The following is a 19,638-nucleotide window of genomic DNA, read 5'->3' as shown; positions in this document are numbered from 1 at the left end:
AAAGTATAAGGGGGAGAGAATAATGGAGAAAGTTATTACAGTTGAAAATTTGTCTAAAAACTTTGGCAGCGTCCAAGCGGTGAAAAATATTTCTTTTTCAGTAAGAAGAGGAGAAATCTTCGGGATCATTGGACCGAATGGAGCGGGGAAGACGACGACACTTGAAATGCTTGAGGGAATCAGTAAGCCGACCCAAGGAACGATAGATGTACTGGGGCTGGTTCCCAGCCAGCAGCTGAGAGAGTTGAATAAACGGATAGGTGTACAGTTTCAAGCTACCTCGATTCAGAGAAAAATGAAGGTGAAGGAGGCGATGGACCTGTTTGCCTCGTTTTATAGTAATACCACAAAGAAAGAGTATCTGATCGACTTGTTGAATCTGGATGAGAAAATGAATGTGCGTTTTGAGGATTTGTCCGGCGGCTGGAAGCAAAGGGTGACCCTTGCACTCGCGACGCTGCACAGCCCTGAAATTGTGTTTCTTGATGAACCGAGTATGGGGTTGGATCCGCATGCGCGGAGGGAAATGTGGTCGATGATCAGAATGTTAAGGGATGAGGGATGTACGATTGTCGTCACGACCCATTATATGGAGGAAGCAGAAAAGCTTTGTGATCGTGTAGCGATGATTTACAGCGGTGAGCTGAAAGCATTGAATACACCTGAAGAGTTACTAGACAACCCATCAGGACAGTATATTGCATTTGAAAGCAACCAGGTTGATCAGCGATTTTTAGAGGCACTGCCTGAAGTGGTCAGGGTGGAAAAAGAGGATAAAGTATTTAAGGTTTTCAGTGAGAATCAGCAGGAGACAGCTTATCGTATTTTTACATACTGCCATGATCATGGGATTGTACTTTCTGATTTTAGATTTGAAAAAGGCTCTCTTGATGACCTGTTTGTTCATTATCTTGAAAAGGAGGAGGCTGCAGGATGACGGCTATTACAAAGCTTGCTACTTTAGAAACGAGAATGTTCTTCAGAGACCGCCTCAGTGTGTTTTGGACCTTTTTATTCCCAGTGGCCATGATTTGGCTGTTTGGATCCATGTTTGTCGGGCAGGAATTGGATGAGAGAATGTTTGCTGAAATGTTCGTTCCTGCCTGGATTGGCGTCAATATTGTCACCACCTCTTTCTTTACCTTGGGAACGGTATTAACCGGTTACCGTGAAACAGGTGTACTGAGGAGATACCAATCAACTCCGCTTCAGCCGTGGAAAATCCTTGCCGCTCATACCTTCCAGGGGACTGTCATTTTTGCAATCTCTGCTGTCCTGTTGATGGTGTTTGGCATGCTGATGTATGACCTGTCCATGCCAGCTTATATTGGCAGTACGCTCTTGGCTCTTTTGATCAGCATCCTTGCCTTTTTTCCTTTCGCACTCTTTCTGACATCGCTAGCCAAGAACACACAAAGCGCGGCTGCCATCAGCTCTTTGTTCCTGAACCTGATGCTGTTTTTATCTGGAGCGACTTTTCCGCTTGAAATGATGCCTACTGTGCTTCAATATACAGCAAAAATCCTTCCTTTGTATTATGTGATCCAAATGCTTCGCGGGACATGGAGTGAAGCACCAATTACAGAATACGGGCTTGAAGTTGGTGTCCTGCTCGGCATTGCTGTCGTTTCCACATACCTTGCATCCCGCTTCTTTCGCTGGAGTGATAAATAGACTGAGTGAGTATACATGAAGGGTGCTTCAGCGCCCAGCCCCTCGGGGTCAAATAACCCTCTGGGAATAAAAGGAAAGATCGCCTTTTGTTCTCAGAGGAACATTTGCCTGTCGGGGCTGGACAAGGCGCTTACGCTTTTGTGCATGCATAAATTAAAGGCGTGAGGTCCTCCTCAGGAAGAACTCACGCCTTGTTAGTCTTGATTAGAATCGAAACAAATCGCTGGACAGGTATCTTTCTCCTGTATCACAAGCGATGCATATCACGATATCATCAGGTGATAGCTTTTTGGCTACCTGGATTGCGGCGTAGCAGGCTGCGCCTGAAGATGGGCCGACCAGAATCCCCTCTTCGCTGGCCATGCGCCTTGCGATATCATATGCATCTTCATCCTCTATTTTATGGATTTCATCGTATACATCTTGATTCAAAATTTCTGGGATGAAACCAGGGCTTGTACCGACCAATTTATGTTTGCCCGGCTGTCCGCCTGAAAGGACAGGTGAACCCGCAGGCTCGACTACATGAACTTCAAGATCCTTGTAGTGTTCTCTTAATACTTCCCCGGTTCCTGTGATCGTTCCGCCGGTACCAGCTGTGGCAACGAATGCGGATAGAGGTTTACCCAGTTCCTCCATTGCCTCGACAATTTCCACCGCTGTTGTTTTGCGGTGCGCATTAGGGTTAGATTCATTTTCAAACTGCATCGGCATGAAGCTGTTCTCGATTTCCTTTGTAAGGTCTTTCGCCTTTTGAATCGCTCCCGGCATTTTTTCATCTCCCGGAGTGAGTACCACTTCCGCTCCATAGGCTTTCAGCAGGTTGATTCTTTCCTGTGTCATCGTATCCGGCATGACAAGGATTGCTTTATATCCTCTTGCTGCTGCATTCATCGCAAGCCCGATTCCGGTGTTTCCGCTTGTGGGCTCAATGATGGTGGAGCCTGCTTTTAAAAGCCCCGCGTTCTCAGCCTCCACAATCATTTGATAGGCAGCACGGTCTTTAACACTTTTGCTCGGGTTGTAGAATTCCAGTTTTACATAAATCTCCGCTCCGCCTTCCGGTTTCAGGCGATTCAACTTGACCAGCGGTGTATCTCCGATTAAATCTGCTATATTTTGAACGACTTTCATATCAATACGCCCTTTCATTTAAAGTCAATGAGTTCTTCGTTATAAGTCCAGTAATTATATTATTATGTTACTAATTCTAACAAATCTTATCAAATATATAAGATTTAATTGATTACAACATGATGTCGTTCCCATCTATCTCTTCACTGAAATGTTTAATTACCAGGCGTAAAGGCTATTAAAGATGGCAATAATTGTGATGAAATCCTGCATGCAATTACGGATTTAGATATCTGTAGCATGCTTAGTCTGATAAAATAAAAGTTAATGAAAATACGGAAAGGTGTGCAGGATGAAACAACACCATTATTTTTATGCGGTCCCGCTGCCGCAGGATACGAAAAAAAGCATGGATGATTGGTCGTCAAGGGTAAAAGCTGCTTTGCCGTTTCAACGATGGGTACATCCACAGGACTACCACATTACTTTGGCTTTTTTGGGGAGCACCGAAGAAGAACGTCTGAGAAAATCTATTGACAGAATCCATGCGGTGAAGAAAGAGTTATCCTCTTTTTCATTAACCGTTCAAAATCTTGGAACATTCGGGAATCCGTCATCACCCCGGATTCTCTGGAGTGATGTAAGTCCTTCTTCTTCCTTGTCCACTTTAAGAGATGCTGTGTACTCGAAATGCCTGCAGGAAGGATATGAACTAGACAAAAGGCCTTTCAATCCACACATTACGATAGCAAGGAAGTGGAGTGGAGATGAAAGATTCGCCGGCAGCCTGCTTACCCCTTTTTCACTGAAAGAACCTTTGGTTTTCCGGATAGAGGAATTTGTACTCTACCGGACGCATCTCGACCGGACACCTAAGTATGAAGAAGTGGAGAAGTTCACGTTGATCCTTTGATTGAAATTTATTAGTAAGAAACATAAAAATACAAACATATAATGCAAGAGGGGAAAAACTTATGGCGCAACTAATTAAGCTGCAAGACTATATTTCTCGGTATGAATTGGATACTTATCGTTATCCTTCCCAATTTGTCCGGTTAAAAAAACAGCAATGGGCAAAATGGAAGGAAAGCTGGGACCAGGGAGAGCTGCTATTTCAGGAAGAACCTGAAGAAGCAGAGGATATCTCAGAGAAAACAAGTTTGATGTCCAGATTTGGAGGATTGTTCAAGAAACGGGAAAAAGAGGAGGCGGAATGGCAGGAACTTGAAATACTGGCCACGCCTTCAGAAGAAGATTCAGAAATGAATTTGAATTTTACAGAACTTCCTTCCACCGAAGAGGAACTGAAGCACCTGTTCCTCGACCAGTTGTTTCACTTTCAGTTAAGGTGGGCGAGTTCTACCATAATGGAAAAATCCTACGTTGATAAAAGTTATACCTCTGACGAGCGGCTTATGTACTTTTTGAAAAGGTTCCCAGATAATATTTTTCTGATGTATTTTCCTGTCTTTAAGTTCAAAAATGCTCCAATGGAAATGGATATTCTTTTACTGACCCCCACAGAGATCTGGTGCTTAACCTTTATGGAAGAAGAAGATGAAGCCGCTTATATAGGCTCTCAGGAACGATTCTGGCTGAAGAAGTCAGGAAATAGGGCTTCGAAGGTTCTTAATCCATTGATCTCCCTTAATAGGATGGAATCGGTGATTTCCACCCTCATGAAGCATTTAGAGGTGGATCTTCCCATTAAGAAGGGCATCATCAGCCGAAATGGATATATCGATTATGGGATGGCCCCGCACAATCTGAATCTCATCGACAAGAGAGCGCATGCAGAGTGGTTCGGAAAAATGAGGGCATCCCATTCCCCTATTAAGAACGTTCAATTGAAACTGGCTAAGGGGCTACTTGATTTCTGTCAAAGCACTTCCTTCAAGAGATTGGGGTGGCAGTCAGATGATAACCATCCTTTACGAGAAGATGAAGAAGAAATATGAGAACAATTTATATTATAAATATCAATGCTAAAAACAGTTATTCGGTTCCTGTCTGGGAGAAATTGCAGAAGCAGTTAATGGTTCATCAAGATGATCTCTGCTTCACCCATTCGGTTGATGAGATGAGGGCGGCCGTCCGGAATATTGTGGAGGCAGCCCCTGACGAGAAATTATTTATTGTCGGAGTAGGCGGGGATGGTACCATCAGCGCCCTGATTAATCAATGTATTGGCTATGACAATGTAACAGTCGGCCATTTCCCAGCCGGAAGCGGAAATGATTTTGCGAAAGGTTATCTGTGGCCGGCAAAAATTGATCAGGGAGCTAAAGTCATCAGGCTGTTCCAAGAAGATCGGCTGCCGGAAAAATTCCACGATACTGGTTTGTATGTGTTGAATGGGTATCGCAAAGGGTACTTTGTGAATAGTATGGGAGCAGGATTTGATGCAAAAGTCACGATGAGAGCACAGCATTCCCCCATTAAGAAATGGCTGAATAGACTTTCTCTGGGAAAACTTATTTATGCTGTTCTGGTTTTTTCAGAAGCAATGAAATTCAAACCACTGGTTCTGGAAGCGGAAATCGATGGGGAAAAGAAAAGCTTCCAGCACACATGGTTTATTACGATTTCGAATCAGCAATATTTTGGAGGAGGAATGAAAATCTCTCCCAAGGCTGATTCTGCTGATGGCATGCTGGATCTCACGGTTGTCCAGAACCTGTCCAGACTGAAGCTTCTAGTGGTCTTTCTGTCCGTGTTTTTCGGCAAGCATACCACATTCAAAGAGGTAGAAACCTATAGGGTAAAAGAAATTCTGATTACATCGCCTGAACCCGTACCTGTTCAAGTGGATGGTGATTATATCGGTCTCATTGAAGAAAATAAAAAGCTGCATATCGAAGTACAGCATCATAATTGGAAGACAGCGGATATGAATAGCTGAGTCCATAGGGGAGGTGTATATTTTTGCTGATCATACAAAGAAAATTCTTTGCCTATTTAGATGAAATGAAAACGGTAACAGTCCTGCTTCCCCACTCCTATTTTGAGGGAAAGTCTTCAGCTTTTTATATAAAAGAAGAGAACAAAGAAAAGCTTCCTCTTACGATTAGAGAAAGACACTCTCTGCAGGAACAGAATAAATATATATGTTCCATTGATTTTGAACCTCAGTTGGACAGGACTTATCATATTGAAGATGAGCATGGTAATGAAACGGATCTGCAGGTTGGAGCAGTGATAAGGACGCTGGAATTCGATGAAAAGTATTTTTATGAAGGAAATGATTTGGGTGTGAGCCTTGATGCCGGCAGAACCACCTTTAAAGTTTGGGCGCCGACTGCCACGAAGGTCAAAGTGAAAATCACTGACCCCGATATGAGTTGGATCCAGCAGCACGACATGACAAGAGGAGAAAAAGGAGTTTGGACCTTTACTCTGGAGGAAAATGCAGAAGGATGTTTTTATACTTACCTGACCTGCATTAATCTGCATTGGCAGGAAGCGGTGGATCCCTATGCTAAATCTGTATCACTCAACAGTGAGTGGGGCGCTGTCGTTGACATGGGTAAAACGGTTCCGGTCATCGAGTCCCTCCCGGCTTTGGACTCCAAGACAGACAGCATTATCTATGAACTTCATGTCCGGGATTTTTCCATGCATGAGGAAAGCGGTATGAAGAATAAGGGCGTCTACCGGGCATTCACGGAAGCCGGAACGAAAACGTCAAACGGACTTTCAACAGGATTGGATTATTTGGATGAACTCGGGATAACCCATGTGGAACTGCTGCCCGTCAATGATTTTGAGGGAGTATCGGATCTCCGGGACGATGAAAGATATAACTGGGGCTACAATCCGCTGAACTTTAATGCTCCTGAAGGAAGCTACTCGACCCGTCCACAGAACCCATACACCAGGATCAATGAGTTGAAAGAGGTAATCCACTCCCTTCACAGCAGGGGAATCCGGGTCATTTTAGATGTTGTGTACAATCATGTTTATATAAAAGAGGAATCTTCTTTTGAAAAAATTGTTCCAGGCTATTATTTTCGATATGACGAGAATGGCATGCCTTCCAATGGCACCGGAGTAGGAAATGACATGGCCTCGGAAAGAAGGATGGTACGGAAATTCATTGTGGATTCGGTTCGTTACTGGCTGAAGGAATATAGAGTGGACGGATTCCGTTTTGATCTGATGGGAATCCTGGACGTGGAAACCATGAATGATGTTCATAAGGAAGTGGAGAAGATACTGCCTAATGCATTGATCATCGGTGAAGGGTGGGATTTAAATACCCCGCTGCCTCAGAGCAGGAAGGCTGCTATCCGCAATGCCGGAAAGATGCATGGAGTCAGCCAGTTTAATGACTCATTTCGAGACGGCATCAAAGGGAGCACCTTTAACTTGTATGACAGGGGCTTTGCACTTGGACACAGCGGTCTCGAAAAAAGAGCGGCCGAAGTGCTTACTGGCAGCATTGGGTTAACAGAAGAATCCGGGCTGTTTCTGCATCCTGCCCAGACGGTTAACTATGTTGAATCACATGACAATCATACCTTGTGGGATAAGATTTCGGCATGCTGTCCAGATAAAGCAGAGAGGGAAGAGAGACACATGCTTGCTACGTCAATGGTCCTTCTTTCCCAAGGGATTTCATTTCTGCATGCGGGACAGGAATTTCTCCGTACCAAGGAGGGAGTCGAAAACAGTTACAAATCTCCGGACAAAATCAATCAGCTTGATTGGCATAGGCGAACGTTATATCAGGATAAGGTTGAATATATAAAAGGGCTGATCGCCATCCGCAAATCCCACGGGGCTTTAAGATTCAGCACATCTCAGTTGATCCGGAAGCATATAAAGGCTGATTACAGTGTGCCGGGAATGGTCAAGTTGCACTTGCGCAATATCAAGGCATATGGCCCTTGGAATGAGATGTTTATTCTATTTCACGCAGGTGAGTCTGGATCGTCTGTCCATCTTCCGGAAGGCGAAGCACCGTGGAAACTGATAGCTGACGGGAAGCGTGCAGGACTGGAGACGCTGGATATATTGAATGAAAACACATTGAAGGCTGATCCTGTCAGCTGTTATGTTTGCTGCCGTTAGTCCTCATTACATGAAATGCTCTGCGCTCAGTATTGGTTGGTATATCTCAGCCATGAAGTTAGATAAGGATAGTTTTGATACAGTAACGGCTCTGCAATGCCCCGCTTTCGATAGGACTTGACGGAATGGGGCAAGAGACGATACTATTGATAAAGATGGCTATTGCACTTTTTGCCCAATAGCTGTCTTTTTTATTTTCCAGGCGATTTTATAGTAATGGAATGGAAACCTATCACTATAATCAGCCGCAATTATTTTATATAAAAACAAATACGATATTTAAAAGATACTATTTTAATATAAATGAAGCGAACCAATAGAGGGTGATTATTATTGGAACACTTATTTGATCAGGATTGGGAAATCGTATCGGCGGGAGGAGCAACAGGAGAAGCATTTTTTGCCCGATATCAGGAGCAAAAGCTTTTTCTGAAAAGGAACTCTTCTCCTTTTTTGGCTGTGCTGTCAGCTGAAGGGATTGTCCCCAAACTTGTCTGGACTAAAAGAATAGAGAATGGTGATGTTATAACAGCGCAGCATTGGCTGAACGGGAGAGAACTAGATCCTGTAGAAATGGAAGAGGAAAGGGCAGCAAAGCTCTTAAAGAAAATCCATTCTTCCAGACCGTTATTAACGATGCTGGAAAGACTGGGAAAAGAGCGTTTTCAGCCTGAACATATGCTGGCGGAACTGGAGACCGGGCTCGATTTTGAGCTGCTGTCACATCCCAAGGTGAGAGAAGCTCTTCAATTTCTCCAAACGGATCTGCCTAATATCTCTCATGACGAATATGTTGTCTGCCATGGAGATGTCAACCACAACAACTGGCTGCTTTCGGATAACAACCAGTTGTACCTGATTGACTGGGATGGAGCCATGATTGCCGATCCGGCTATTGATATCGGCCTTCTCCTTTATTGGTATATACCTGAGGAGAACTGGGAAACATGGCTTTCGCAATATGGTGTCCCAATGACAGACAGCCTTAAGCTTCGAATGAAATGGTATGTGGTCTCACAAACCCTTTTATCCATTCAATGGCACAAAGGGAAGGCGAGATTCCACGAAATGAACCATTGGATTGAATACCTTCATACCATCGTCTAAGCTCTAAGACAAAGTGTCCATGTCTTGGACCCATTGGGAAAGGTTCTGTTTCTGGGAAGTGATATGGTGATCGAGGTCGGAAGAATTGATTCCATTTTGGCTGTAGTTGTAAACTTCCTGAAGAATCGGCTTGATTCCTGCACCGATGTTCGTGTTAACCATAAGTGATTTAACCAGGCGTTCCAGCTGTTCACACTCTGCTACCGAACCGCAGCAGTCATCAGAGTGATTAATTAATATATCCTTTAATAAGTTCATTTGATCATGATGTCCGAGTGGCATAATAACACCCTTTCCGGTTGAGATATAGAAAAGAATTCACATGTAGTTTGTGGATTCTTTTTTTGTTTATGCATGGATAGGGATGAAGGATGGAAAGACGTCTGATGTGAAATTCGGAGATAGTTTGTTTTTTTCGGCGCAAATCGATAAAGAGCTGGCCGTTCATTCAGAACAAAGAAAGCCGCCACAATTTATTGTGGCGGCTTTCCCTGTTTTACTTATATTGAAAACGAACGCTGAGTCAACTTCTCTACAGGATACACAGCCAAGCTGTATCCCACGAACATAACAGCCATTCCAGCCAAAACTGAAACCTCAGCAGCGATATTTACTAATTTACTCATTTATATCCATCCCCTTTTCTTTTTTTTCAAAACCGTGCAAATAAGCTACATTTATAACCTTAACAGAACATCATCTCTATCCAAATTGGCATAAGGATCCTTATAGACCCCTTATCAATGCTGATCTAATATGTAAACGCATACAGTACCCTGATTTATAGTAATACAGGTATATCCTCGTGAATACTTCAGATTATAAAAACACTCCTCAAATCCTGATAAATCCCGACATGACTTGCAGAGAAAGGGATGTCATGGTATTGTTTTGACGATGAGAAATTCTATTTTTACTCTTTTTAAAAGTCTTGTTTATGAAAACTATACTTTTTTAAGGCTCTATTCTTAAAGATAGATTGATGTTTTTGGTCGCTATTTTACCATCCTTCCCCCTTTTACGCAGGGATTGGAGCGGAAGGCGTGCGACCTCCTGCGGGACTAGCGGGACAGGTGAGACCCCGCAGGCGAAGCCGAGGAGGCTCAACGCCCGCCCGGCGGAGTCGTACGACTGAAGCGGAAATCCACTACTTTTCAACAACCAGAATCTTTGAGAAAAGAGCATGCATTTTAAAAAGAGCTCAAGAAAAAGAGGTGTCTATATGCGTTTAAGAAATAAACCATGGGCAAGCGAGAAGCTTAATGAGTATCCTCAATATGTTGTTGCCCAGCCAGAAGAAAAAAAGGGTAAGTGGAGTGAGGAATTCGGCAATAATAACCCCCTTCATATTGAAGTCGGGACCGGCAAAGGACAATTTGTGACGGAAATGGCTAAAGCCAATCCTGACATTAACTATATTGGAATTGAGTTGTACGAGAGTGTCATCGTTTCGGCCCTGGACAGAATCATCGAGGCGGACATACCGAACGTCAAGCTGTTGAATGTTGACGCCAAAAACCTTAAAGAATACTTTGAGAAAAATGATGTAGACAGGGTGTATCTCAACTTTTCAGATCCTTGGCCAAAAAACCGCCACGAAAAGAGACGCCTTACCTTCGAAAGCTTCTTGAAATTGTATGAGGATATCCTCGTGGATGAAGGTGAAATACATTTCAAGACTGATAACCAAGGGCTGTTTGAGTATTCGCTCCAGAGCTTTTCACATTATGGTCTTCTGTTGAATTTCCTCAGCCTGGATCTTCATAACAGTGATTTTGAAGGAAACATCATGACAGAGTATGAAGAAAAATTTTCTTCCCGCGGTCAAAGAATCTACCGGAGTGAAGTAAAGTATCCCAAAAAATAGTCGTAAGGAAATGACAGCTCACAGAGGTGGGCTGTTTTTTTGTTGTAGTGAGTTTAGGGAAGGCAGGATTGTGCTGCATTAACGCGTTGCCGTGCGAATAGGGACTGTCCCTTTTAGTGCTTTAGAGTGTTAAATCACGACCTTCCTGGTGGTTGAAGTTTTAATACGGATAAATTTTCTGATAATATGAAGAATGAAAGGGGAGATGGAATATGGAATCATTGGAGCTGCAAGACTTAAGTTTCAGATGGCTTGACGGCGGGGTGACCAGGATGGATGGCGGTGCGATGTTCGGTGTTGTGCCAAAGCCATTATGGTCCAGAAAGTACGAAGTTAATGACCTGAATCAGATTGAGTTAAGAACGGATCCAATCTTTTTTCAGCTGGATGGTAAGAATATATTGATTGAATCTGGAATTGGAAAAGGAAAACTTACGGATAAACAAAAGCGTAATTATGGAGTGTCAGAAGAATCCTCCATAGCGGAATCGCTGCAATCACTGGGGCTGACACCGGCTGACATCGATATCATATTGATGACTCATATGCATTTTGACCATGCATGCGGACTGACCAGATATGAAAGCGATGAACTTGTGTCCGTATTTCCAAACGCGGTCATCTACACATCTCAAACAGAATGGGATGAAATGAGAAATCCGAATATCCGTTCCAAGAATACATATTGGAAAGAAAACTGGGAAAGCATCGCCCATCAGGTGAGGCCTTTCAAGGATGAAATAGAAGTGCTGGATGGAGTAAAGATGGTTCACACTGGAGGCCATAGCGATGGCCACTCTATCATTTTTATCGAAAGAGGAGAGGATAAACTCATTCATATGGCGGATTTGATGCCGACACATGCGCATAAAAATCCCTTATGGGTATTGGCTTATGATGATTATCCGATGACATCTATTCACGCAAAAGAAAAATGGATTAGAAAAGCCATGGATGAAGGATACTGGTTCTTGTTTTACCATGACGCTGTGTATCGCGCGCTTAGATGGAATTCAGAGGGTGAAATCGAACAGTCTGTGGATAGGCAGAAATAAAAAAACGGAAAGGCTCAAAGGGCCTTTCCGTTTTTGGTGTCAGGACAGCTGCTGGATGTTCAGAATCGTCCCTGTTTTAGAATCGGCAATAAATTCATATTGCTGAAGGGCTCCATCTTTATGACGGGAGATGCCGCCGCGATAGACTTTGGTTTTAATCGGATACACTTCATAGCTTTCCGGCACCATGCCTATCCAAGATCCATTGATCGGCCCTTCTTTTTTAAATGCAGTTTTCATGGTTTGCAGAACTTTTTCAGGAGAATGCAATGTTTGTGTATCAAGCGTTTCTTTCAGTAAGTATCCTCCGGCAATTCCAACTCCTGCACCGAGTAAAAACGATTTCCAATTCATTACTTTTCCTCCTAGCACGAATATTTCTGATTCCATTATACTAAACTTTCCAGGAAGGTACATCTTAAAGGGTAGATCACTTTTAAGCAAGATTTGTGGAAAGTCGCTTGAAAGTTCTGTAAAATAGGAATGGAGATTATCATTATATACATAAAGGGGTTTTAGCCATTATGAATCAAGAGACAATGGAATTATTCCGTACGCTGACTGAATTGCCTGGCGCGCCTGGCAATGAGCATGCTGTACGTAAATTTATGAAGGAAGAACTGACAAAATACTCTGATGAGGTCATCCAGGACGGCCTTGGCGGGATATTCGGCGTAAGGAAGGGTCTGGAAAACAGCCCGAAAGTAATGGTAGCCGGCCATATGGATGAAGTAGGATTCATGGTTACTTCTGTAACGGATAATGGAATGATCCGCTTCCAGACGCTTGGAGGATGGTGGAGCCAGGTCTTGCTGGCCCAGCGTGTTCAGGTCATCACAGACAACGGTCCGGTTACAGGCGTCATCGGTTCGATTCCTCCACACCTGCTGGATGAATCACAGCGAAGCAAGCCAATGGCGATCAAAAATATGCTGATTGATATCGGTGCGGATGATAAAGAAGATGCGAAGAAAATCGGCATCAAGCCAGGTCAGCAGATTGTGCCGATTTGTCCGTTCACGCCAATGGCAAACGAGAAAAAAGTCCTTGCGAAAGCTTGGGATAACCGCTACGGCTGCGGACTTTCAGTAGAACTGCTTAAAGAATTGAAAGGTGTCGACCTTCCCAATACACTTTATTCCGGTGCTACTGTGCAGGAAGAAGTAGGCCTTCGTGGTGCCCAGACAGCTGCGAACATGATCAATCCGGATATTTTCTTTGCGCTTGATGCAAGTCCGGCGAATGACATGTCAGGCAGCAAGAAAGAGTTCGGCCATCTTGGAAAAGGTGCTCTTCTCCGCATTCTTGACCGTTCAATGGTCACTCACAGAGGCATGAGGGAGTTCATCCTCGATACAGCGGAATCAAATGACATTCCGTATCAATACTTTGTTTCTCAAGGCGGAACGGATGCAGGACGCGTCCATATCTCAAATGAGGGTGTTCCAAGTGCAGTAATCGGAATCTGTTCCCGCTACATCCACACAGCGGCATCCATGATTCATGTGGACGACTATGCTGCGGCAAAAGAATTGATCACAAAGCTTGTTAAAGAGTGCGACCGCTCAACAATCGAAAGCATCCGCCAAAATTCTTAATAGGCTATCAAGGGAGAGAGGGCTAACCTCTCTTTCTTTTTGGGAAAATTTATAAAAATAGGAGGAAACACGATGATTATAGGCATCGGTACGAAAAATAAAGCCAAGATCGAGGCAGTCAAAGGAGGGTTTGCTGAGATTCTCACCGAAGAGCTGCATTTTGAAAGTTTTATAACAGAATCGGGTGTCAGGGAACAGCCTTTCTCTGATGAAGAAACCATTCGGGGAGCAATTAACCGTGGAGCAGCTGTCCTTGAAATGTCCGGAGGAGATCTCGGAATCGGATTGGAGGGAGGCGTGGTGGAAACTGAGTACGGTTTGTTTCTATGTAACTGGGGAGCGCTGGCTGAAAGGGGAGAGGAACCCATCATCGCAGGCGGTGCCAGAATCCTGCTGCCGGAAATCATTGCAAAAAGAGTGCTGAGCGGTGAAGAACTGGGACCGGTCATGGATGATTACTGTCAGAGTGAAGGAATCCGCCAGCATGAAGGAGCCATGGGTATCTTCACAAAGGGAGCCGTGAACAGGGATGAGATGTTTAAGCATACGGTAAAGCTCCTTGTTGGGCAGTGGAATTTCAGGAGAGCGGATTCAGAGCTGGGGTAATCTGAGGTCTTTCTTTGAGAGTGCGCAGGGTACATCATTTAAGGATTTTTCGATACGATGTCCCTCGCTGGCAGAGCGAGGTACATCAAAAGAGAAATTTCTCAAGATAATGTACTTTGCTGGCGGAGCGAGGTACATCACAAGGGGAATTTCTTAAGATAATGTACTTCGCTGGTGGAGCGAGGTACATCAAAAGAGGAATTTCTCAAAATGATGTACTTCCCTGGCGAAGCGGGGTACATCACAAGGGGAAATTCACAAGATAATGTACTTCGCTGGCGGAGCGAGGTACATCAAAAGAGAAATTTCTTAAGATAATGTACTTCGCTGGGGGAGCGAGGGACATCAAAAGAGGAATTTCTCAAGATAATGTACTTAGCTGGCGGAGCGAGGTACATCAAAAGGGGAAATTCTCAAGATAATGTCCCTCGCTGGCGAAGCGAGGTACATCAAAAGAGGAAATTCTCAAGGTGATGTACTTCGCTGGCAGAGCGAGGTACATCAAAAGAGGAATTTCTTAAGATAATGTACTTCGCTGGCGGAGCGAGGCACATCAAAAGGGGAAATTCACAAGATAATGTACTTCGCTGGCGGAGCGAGGTACATCAAAAGAGGAATTTCTCAAGATGATGTCCCTCGAAAGCTGAGCGGGCTGCATAATAATATACTTGATTTCATGCGGTTCTTTCATTTTAATTGGCTCTATTTGAAAGATGTTGCTTTTAAGGTTATTTATCGATTTTTCCTGAACGTAGACGGATTGGAGCGGAAGGTGTGCGACCTCCTGCGGGACTAGCGGGACAGGTGAGACCCCACAGGCAAAGCCGAGGAGGCTCACCGCCCGCCCCGCGGAGTCGTGCACCTGGAGCGGAAATCCATTCTTTTTACTCAGCCACAATCTTTGCGAAGAGAGCTTTTTATTATGGTTTTGTCCCAGCCTCTTCAAAAAAATTGATCCGTCCTGTTTACTCTGTCTCGAAAATATAAGAAAGAGCTTTGATGGCTTGGTTGACTGTTTCAACCGTCACATTTGCTTTATTGGACAGTTCTTTAAGCGGGTGATGCAGTTCTTGCGGACGGACGAGGATCAGGGGTTTGCCTTTAGCGATGGCGGCGCTTGCGTCCATAGCCGTGTTCCATTGTTTATACTTTTCTCCGAATAAGGCAATGACCAAATCTGCTTTAGACATTAGAATTTCTGTGCGTAAATTGTTGAGATCTGATGCCGCGTCATCTTTAAAGACAGCTCCTGGTTGTGCTCCCTGTATTTCCTCCCCGATATTATCTGAGCGTTCATGGTTTTCCATGGGTCCCACGAATGAAAGGGGAAGCTGTAGTGCTTTAGCTTTTTCTTTGATTTCGCTTCTCCAATCACTATGTATTTCTCCTGCTAAATAGACTGTCAGTTCCATAAAAAAGCCTCCTTATGATGATTTTGTTTTATTTTACCATGAATGAAAAAGGGAAACGAATGTAAAGGTTCTCATAAATTGTCGAAAGATGGGGAATCTTAATAAAAAGAGGGTTGTCAATAGGCCTTTTTGAGGGGTATGATAGAAAAGAACGAGTGCTGGATAAGGAGTGATATGGGTGTCAAAATCAATCATATTCAAGTTTTCTGTCATTTTTTTGCTTATGCTGACAGCAGGCTGCAGTAGTGCAACACTGGAGGAAAGTCAGGAAGAAGCGGTGGAAGCTGTAAAAGAAACGTTTGAAAGCCCTATTGAAGAAGCATCTGAGGAAACAGAGAACTTTCATTTTAATCTCCCATCTGGATCAACCATCAAAGAGAAAAATGCTAATAACGTTATTATAGAGAATGGAAATCATACTTATATTTTATTTTATAATCAGAATGTTTCTTCTGATAGTGAGCAGCTTTATGAACTTTCAGTACAGGATGAAGCCAGCATAGTAAAACAGGAGACTTTCAGGGACGATGACCGATTCGGTTATTTTTTGATTCGGGAAGTGGAAGAGGAACAATTTGAATTGACTGCTGGAATCGGCGGTACTAAAATGACAACCCAATCTGTTAAAGATGATTTGGTGAACGATAGTGAGTTCATGATGGAAGTCGTCTCTTCTGTTAAAAATAAATAAAGCTTATTATCTATTACGCCTGGTTAGTCAATCAGGCGTTTTTGTTTTGCTCTTTTTCCTATTGCTCTCTTGGCGATAAGTAAGTTGTGATAGCGAGAAAATAACTCATACTCTGTAGATTTAAGGGAAAACAAAGGCTAAGAGGAAATAATATAGTGGACTTTTGTGACATGTGTCTTTACACTAGTAAATGATTCTGTTTGATAACGCGTAAAAGGAGGCCAACATGAAAGAATTTTTGGAAAGACAAGGAGTCAAGCCTTCAGCAAAGGTATACTTTATTGATGCTTTGTCCTTTATGGCTCTCGGTTTGTTCTCATCCTTGATTATAGGACTCATTATAAAAACGATTGGACAACAATTGAATTTCAATTTTCTTATCGAGATGGGGGACCTGGCCATCAGCCTTATGGGGCCAGCAATTGGGGCAGCGATTGCCTATGGACTTGGCGCACCTCCGCTTGTTCTTTTTGCAGCCGTCGTTACGGGAGCAGCAGGAGCAGCGCTGGGAGGTCCGGCTGGTGCTTATGTAGCGGCTGTGCTTTCAACGGAAATTGGAAAGATAGTCAGTAAAACGACGAAGGTGGACATCATTGTCACTCCCCTTGTAACCATTACGGCGGGTTATACGGCGGCAGCTTTGATAGGACCGTGGATTGGAGAATTTATGGTTCTTTTCGGCAGCTGGATTGAATGGGGAACAGAACAGAGGCCAATTATTATGGGAATTCTGGTAGCGGCTCTGATGGGGTTGGCACTGACAGCACCGATTTCATCAGCAGCCATCGCCCTGATGCTTGACCTCAGCGGAGTGGCTGCAGGGGCAGCAACGATAGGGTGCAGTGCCCAGATGGTCGGCTTTGCGGTCATGAGTTACCGTGAAAATAAATTCGGCGGCCTGCTTGCACAAGGGATCGGGACGTCCATGCTTCAGGTGCCGAATATCGTCCGGAATCCGCGGATTCTTATTCCACCGACGTTAGCCGGAATGATCCTTGCTCCAATCGGGACGACGATATGGGTCATGGAGAACAATGCAGCAGGTGCCGGCATGGGAACGAGTGGTTTTGTTGGGCAAATCATGACGCTGAAAACGATGGGCTTCTCCGGTCAGGTTTGGATACAGATTTTGGTGCTGCATATTGTTGGACCTGCCTTGCTTACGCTGGTAATATCTTTTTATATGAGAAAAATCGGCTGGATCAAATCAGACCAGCTGTACATCAGTACAGGAGGGAAATAAGATGAAAAAACTATCCAGCATGGAAGAATTCAACTCTATGAAAAGCGAAGGAAAGCACATATTCATGTTTTCAGCAGACTGGTGCCCTGACTGCCGTGTGATCGATCCGGTTCTTCCGGAAATCGAGGAGAATAACTCTCAGTACACATTCGTATACGTTGACAGAGATGAATTCATCGATCTGTGTGCCGACCTGGGCGTATTCGGAATCCCAAGCTTCGTTGCATTCGATAACGGCAAAGAACTAGGACGGTACGTCAGCAAAGACAGAAAAACGAAAGAGCAGATCGAAGAGTTCATTCAAGGGCTGTAATAGTCTTGAACAGAGGAGCACCCGTGTTCCTCTGTTTTTTTATGCATGGAAGTATGCATGCGTGCGTGACAGTCACGCCCCGAAATTTGTCGATGGATTAGAATGATGTTCGTTTGGCGATAGAATCTTAAACACTGCTCCACTGTAGGAATCCCGAGTTTTAAAAAGTGATTAAAACGTTAAACACTTTGCTTCAGGAGGGATTTGAAGTTCTAGCATGGTGATTAGGCGGAAAACACCCTGCTTCAGAAGGAATTGAGGATTCAAGCATGGTGATTAAGCCCCGGCTAAATTAAAGAGAAAATCCCCATCCCATACACCACTAACAATGAAGCCCTGCATATCTATCCCTTTCATTTTGTATAACAGGCTGTTTATTGTACAATAAGAACGATTAAAGTATGCTCCTGACGAAAAGGAGGACAAATTGAATGGATGCTAAGAAAATGAGGAAGAAGCTTGAAGAGAGGCTTTCTTCACCTGACCGCAAGTTTCTTTTTGACAGAGAGAAAGAGGTCTTGCGAATAGAAAATATCAATACTGGAAAAGGAATCAGTGTCACGCTGGCACCGATTGTTGCAAAGTGGGAAGTTTCGGAAGAGAAAGCCGTCGATGAGGTAGTTTACTATGTGGAAGAGGCCCTGGATGTGATGGGGTACGAACATACGCTGACGGATAAAGAGAAGAAGATCTTTCCGGTTATCCGCTCAACCTCATTTCCGGCCGATACACACGAGGATGTGCCTTTTATAACGGAAGATCATACGGCGGAAACACGGATTTATTATGCGGTGGATCTTGGTTCTACATACCGCATGATTGACGAGAAGTTGCTGCAGGCAGAGAAATGGACAGCGGAGAAAGTGAAGGAAGCCGCACGATTCAACCTCCGTTCACTTCCAGTTAAGCTGAAGCAGGATACTCTTGCCGGTAATGTATTTCATTTCTTGAACACGAATGACGGCTATGATGCGAGCCGGATTCTAAATGCTTCATTCCTTAAGGAAATGAAGGAGAAAACTGAAGGAGAAATGACGATCTCCGTTCCTCATCAGGATGTCCTGATTATTGGTGACATCAGAAATGAAACAGGGTATGATATTCTTGCTGAATTGACTATGAGCTTTTTTACAAACGGAAAAGTTCCGATTACTTCTTTATCTTTTCTTTATGAAGATAACGAATTGGAACCGATTTTTATATTGGCTCAAGACCGTAAATCTGGAAGGGAGAAATAAGAATGAACGTATTTTATAATTTGGAAGGCATTGGGGACACTTTAATCATTTCAATGGTTCCTGGCTTTCAAGGTGAGAAGTCCTTTGACAAAAAAGGTGACGCGGTAAGAATCTTTGATGAAAACTCCGGCGAAACGATCGGATTTAATTTGTTCAATGCTTCTTCTTATATGAAGATTGACAGCAATGGGCAAGTGGAAATGAATCAGGACAAGCTGAAGGAAATCAATGAAGCCATCCAAAAGAATGGTTTTGAAGAAGAGCTTCAGGCTGACTTCTCTCCTAAGTTTGTTGTAGGGTATGTGCAGGAAAAAGAAAAGCATCCGAATGCAGACAAATTGAGTGTCTGCAAAGTGGATGTTGGGGAAGAAACGCTGCAGATTGTCTGCGGTGCCCCGAATATCGACAGTGGACAGAAAGTGGTTGTTGCGAAAGTAGGAGCTGTTATGCCTAGCGGGATGCTTATAAAGGATGCCGAGTTGAGAGGCGTTGCTTCATCAGGCATGATCTGTTCTGCGAAGGAGCTGGATCTTCCGGATGCCCCTCAAGAAAAGGGCATACTGGTTCTTGAAGATGATGCACAAGTCGGAAAGCCGTTTTCTGTTTAAAAGGCTTTTCGTAAACTTTGCTGCTATTTGATAATAATTCAACAAAAAATTGACTCAGAGGGAAGTTCATTCCGGAGGG

At 43.8% G+C, this 19,638-nt stretch carries 21 protein-coding genes; 16 read left to right on the top strand and 5 right to left on the bottom strand.

Translation table 11 applies throughout. The features are described 5' to 3' along the window. Positions 1–22 precede the first annotated feature (22 nt). A complete protein-coding gene (locus FZC79_RS04900; RefSeq protein ID WP_148945718.1) occupies positions 23–937 on the top strand; it encodes an ABC transporter ATP-binding protein in 915 nt (304 codons plus the stop codon). After that, positions 934–1,674, top strand: a complete 741-nt coding sequence (locus tag FZC79_RS04895; protein WP_148945717.1) for an ABC transporter permease — start codon at positions 934–936, stop codon at positions 1,672–1,674. The genes FZC79_RS04900 and FZC79_RS04895 overlap by 4 nt, the downstream gene beginning before the upstream one ends. Before the next feature lie 204 nt (positions 1,675–1,878). Here FZC79_RS04895 and cysK read toward each other — a convergent pair whose 3' ends face one another. Beyond that, on the bottom strand, positions 1,879–2,808 hold the full coding sequence (gene cysK, locus FZC79_RS04890) for a cysteine synthase A (protein ID WP_148945716.1): 930 nt from the start codon (positions 2,806–2,808) through the stop codon (positions 1,879–1,881). A gap of 292 nt (positions 2,809–3,100) precedes the next feature. On the opposite strand from cysK, the gene thpR reads away from it, so the two are divergent. The 5 genes from thpR (at position 3,101) to FZC79_RS04865 (ending at position 8,928) form a co-directional block, all read left to right on the top strand. Next, the gene (gene thpR, locus FZC79_RS04885; protein ID WP_148945715.1) at positions 3,101–3,661 is read left to right on the top strand and encodes an RNA 2',3'-cyclic phosphodiesterase; all 561 of its coding nucleotides are present in this window, start codon (positions 3,101–3,103) and stop codon (positions 3,659–3,661) included. Between the two features lie 61 nt (positions 3,662–3,722). Continuing rightward, entirely contained in the window at positions 3,723–4,706 is a 984-nt protein-coding gene (locus FZC79_RS04880) for an NERD domain-containing protein (RefSeq protein WP_148945714.1), read from the top strand. After that, positions 4,703–5,650: a diacylglycerol/lipid kinase family protein gene (locus tag FZC79_RS04875; protein ID WP_148945713.1), complete on the top strand. Its 948-nt coding sequence runs from the start codon at positions 4,703–4,705 to the stop codon at positions 5,648–5,650. The genes FZC79_RS04880 and FZC79_RS04875 overlap by 4 nt, the downstream gene beginning before the upstream one ends. 23 nt (positions 5,651–5,673) lie before the next feature. Further along, positions 5,674–7,821, top strand: coding sequence for a type I pullulanase (pulA, locus tag FZC79_RS04870; protein ID WP_148945712.1), 2,148 nt, complete (start codon positions 5,674–5,676; stop codon positions 7,819–7,821). A 333-nt stretch (positions 7,822–8,154) separates the two neighbouring features. Then, entirely contained in the window at positions 8,155–8,928 is a 774-nt protein-coding gene (locus tag FZC79_RS04865) for a phosphotransferase family protein (RefSeq protein ID WP_148945711.1), read from the top strand. A 3-nt stretch (positions 8,929–8,931) separates the two neighbouring features. On the opposite strand, the gene FZC79_RS04860 is transcribed toward FZC79_RS04865, so the two are convergent. After that, positions 8,932–9,210, bottom strand: a complete 279-nt coding sequence (locus tag FZC79_RS04860) for a YtzH-like family protein (RefSeq protein WP_148945710.1) — start codon at positions 9,208–9,210, stop codon at positions 8,932–8,934. A gap of 218 nt (positions 9,211–9,428) precedes the next feature. Then, the gene (locus tag FZC79_RS23785; protein WP_262371021.1) at positions 9,429–9,554 is read right to left on the bottom strand and encodes a hypothetical protein; all 126 of its coding nucleotides are present in this window, start codon (positions 9,552–9,554) and stop codon (positions 9,429–9,431) included. Positions 9,555–10,150: 596 nt separating this feature from the next. Between FZC79_RS23785 and trmB the strand changes: the two genes are divergently transcribed. After that, positions 10,151–10,795 carry a tRNA (guanosine(46)-N7)-methyltransferase TrmB gene (trmB, locus tag FZC79_RS04855; protein ID WP_148945709.1) on the top strand — a complete coding sequence of 215 codons (645 nt, stop codon included), beginning with the start codon at positions 10,151–10,153 and terminating at the stop codon, positions 10,793–10,795. Between the two features lie 212 nt (positions 10,796–11,007). After that, the gene (locus FZC79_RS04850; RefSeq protein ID WP_148945708.1) at positions 11,008–11,850 is read left to right on the top strand and encodes a YtnP family quorum-quenching lactonase; all 843 of its coding nucleotides are present in this window, start codon (positions 11,008–11,010) and stop codon (positions 11,848–11,850) included. Positions 11,851–11,889: 39 nt separating this feature from the next. Here the strand turns inward: FZC79_RS04850 and FZC79_RS04845 are convergent, their stop codons facing one another. Then, positions 11,890–12,204, bottom strand: a complete 315-nt coding sequence (locus FZC79_RS04845) for a hypothetical protein (protein ID WP_148945707.1) — start codon at positions 12,202–12,204, stop codon at positions 11,890–11,892. A 170-nt stretch (positions 12,205–12,374) separates the two neighbouring features. On the opposite strand from FZC79_RS04845, the gene FZC79_RS04840 reads away from it, so the two are divergent. Beyond that, positions 12,375–13,448: a M42 family metallopeptidase gene (locus tag FZC79_RS04840; protein WP_148945706.1), complete on the top strand. Its 1,074-nt coding sequence runs from the start codon at positions 12,375–12,377 to the stop codon at positions 13,446–13,448. A 72-nt stretch (positions 13,449–13,520) separates the two neighbouring features. Further along, complete coding sequence (locus tag FZC79_RS04835) at positions 13,521–14,054, top strand: DUF84 family protein (RefSeq protein ID WP_148945705.1); 534 nt, start codon at positions 13,521–13,523, stop codon at positions 14,052–14,054. A gap of 965 nt (positions 14,055–15,019) precedes the next feature. Here the strand turns inward: FZC79_RS04835 and FZC79_RS04830 are convergent. Then, on the bottom strand, positions 15,020–15,466 hold the full coding sequence (locus FZC79_RS04830; protein WP_148945704.1) for a YtoQ family protein: 447 nt from the start codon (positions 15,464–15,466) through the stop codon (positions 15,020–15,022). Positions 15,467–15,644: 178 nt separating this feature from the next. On the opposite strand from FZC79_RS04830, the gene FZC79_RS04825 reads away from it, so the two are divergent. The 5 genes from FZC79_RS04825 (at position 15,645) to ytpR (ending at position 19,559) form a co-directional block, all read left to right on the top strand. Next, positions 15,645–16,157 carry a hypothetical protein gene (locus FZC79_RS04825; protein ID WP_148945703.1) on the top strand — a complete coding sequence of 171 codons (513 nt, stop codon included), beginning with the start codon at positions 15,645–15,647 and terminating at the stop codon, positions 16,155–16,157. Positions 16,158–16,383: 226 nt separating this feature from the next. Then, positions 16,384–17,400 carry a PTS transporter subunit IIC gene (locus FZC79_RS04820; protein WP_148945702.1) on the top strand — a complete coding sequence of 339 codons (1,017 nt, stop codon included), beginning with the start codon at positions 16,384–16,386 and terminating at the stop codon, positions 17,398–17,400. A 1-nt stretch (position 17,401) separates the two neighbouring features. Then, positions 17,402–17,713, top strand: coding sequence for a thioredoxin family protein (locus tag FZC79_RS04815; protein WP_148937989.1), 312 nt, complete (start codon positions 17,402–17,404; stop codon positions 17,711–17,713). A 431-nt stretch (positions 17,714–18,144) separates the two neighbouring features. Then, positions 18,145–18,951 carry a DUF1444 domain-containing protein gene (locus tag FZC79_RS04810; protein ID WP_148945701.1) on the top strand — a complete coding sequence of 269 codons (807 nt, stop codon included), beginning with the start codon at positions 18,145–18,147 and terminating at the stop codon, positions 18,949–18,951. Between the two features lie 2 nt (positions 18,952–18,953). Further along, complete coding sequence (gene ytpR, locus FZC79_RS04805; RefSeq protein ID WP_148945700.1) at positions 18,954–19,559, top strand: YtpR family tRNA-binding protein; 606 nt, start codon at positions 18,954–18,956, stop codon at positions 19,557–19,559. Positions 19,560–19,638: the final 79 nt, after the last annotated feature.

The sequence above is a fragment of the Rossellomorea vietnamensis genome (genome assembly GCF_008180615.1).
Taxonomy (GTDB): Bacteria; Bacillota; Bacilli; order Bacillales; family Bacillaceae_B; genus Rossellomorea; species Rossellomorea vietnamensis_D.
Note: the sequence above shows the minus strand (reverse complement) of the source record. Positions and strands in the feature narration are given on the sequence as shown.

Coding starts and splice junctions, on each gene's coding strand:
- FZC79_RS04900 (WP_148945718.1), top strand. CDS start 23: ATGGAGAAAGTTATTACAGTTGAAAATTTGTCTAAAAACTTTGGCAGC.
- FZC79_RS04895 (WP_148945717.1), top strand. CDS start 934: ATGACGGCTATTACAAAGCTTGCTACTTTAGAAACGAGAATGTTCTTC.
- cysK (WP_148945716.1), bottom strand. CDS start 2,808: ATGAAAGTCGTTCAAAATATAGCAGATTTAATCGGAGATACACCGCTG.
- thpR (WP_148945715.1), top strand. CDS start 3,101: ATGAAACAACACCATTATTTTTATGCGGTCCCGCTGCCGCAGGATACG.
- FZC79_RS04880 (WP_148945714.1), top strand. CDS start 3,723: ATGGCGCAACTAATTAAGCTGCAAGACTATATTTCTCGGTATGAATTG.
- FZC79_RS04875 (WP_148945713.1), top strand. CDS start 4,703: ATGAGAACAATTTATATTATAAATATCAATGCTAAAAACAGTTATTCG.
- FZC79_RS04860 (WP_148945710.1), bottom strand. CDS start 9,210: ATGCCACTCGGACATCATGATCAAATGAACTTATTAAAGGATATATTA.
- FZC79_RS23785 (WP_262371021.1), bottom strand. CDS start 9,554: ATGAGTAAATTAGTAAATATCGCTGCTGAGGTTTCAGTTTTGGCTGGA.
- trmB (WP_148945709.1), top strand. CDS start 10,151: ATGCGTTTAAGAAATAAACCATGGGCAAGCGAGAAGCTTAATGAGTAT.
- FZC79_RS04850 (WP_148945708.1), top strand. CDS start 11,008: ATGGAATCATTGGAGCTGCAAGACTTAAGTTTCAGATGGCTTGACGGC.
- FZC79_RS04845 (WP_148945707.1), bottom strand. CDS start 12,204: ATGAATTGGAAATCGTTTTTACTCGGTGCAGGAGTTGGAATTGCCGGA.
- FZC79_RS04840 (WP_148945706.1), top strand. CDS start 12,375: ATGAATCAAGAGACAATGGAATTATTCCGTACGCTGACTGAATTGCCT.
- FZC79_RS04835 (WP_148945705.1), top strand. CDS start 13,521: ATGATTATAGGCATCGGTACGAAAAATAAAGCCAAGATCGAGGCAGTC.
- FZC79_RS04830 (WP_148945704.1), bottom strand. CDS start 15,466: ATGGAACTGACAGTCTATTTAGCAGGAGAAATACATAGTGATTGGAGA.
- FZC79_RS04820 (WP_148945702.1), top strand. CDS start 16,384: ATGAAAGAATTTTTGGAAAGACAAGGAGTCAAGCCTTCAGCAAAGGTA.
- FZC79_RS04815 (WP_148937989.1), top strand. CDS start 17,402: ATGAAAAAACTATCCAGCATGGAAGAATTCAACTCTATGAAAAGCGAA.
- FZC79_RS04810 (WP_148945701.1), top strand. CDS start 18,145: ATGGATGCTAAGAAAATGAGGAAGAAGCTTGAAGAGAGGCTTTCTTCA.
- ytpR (WP_148945700.1), top strand. CDS start 18,954: ATGAACGTATTTTATAATTTGGAAGGCATTGGGGACACTTTAATCATT.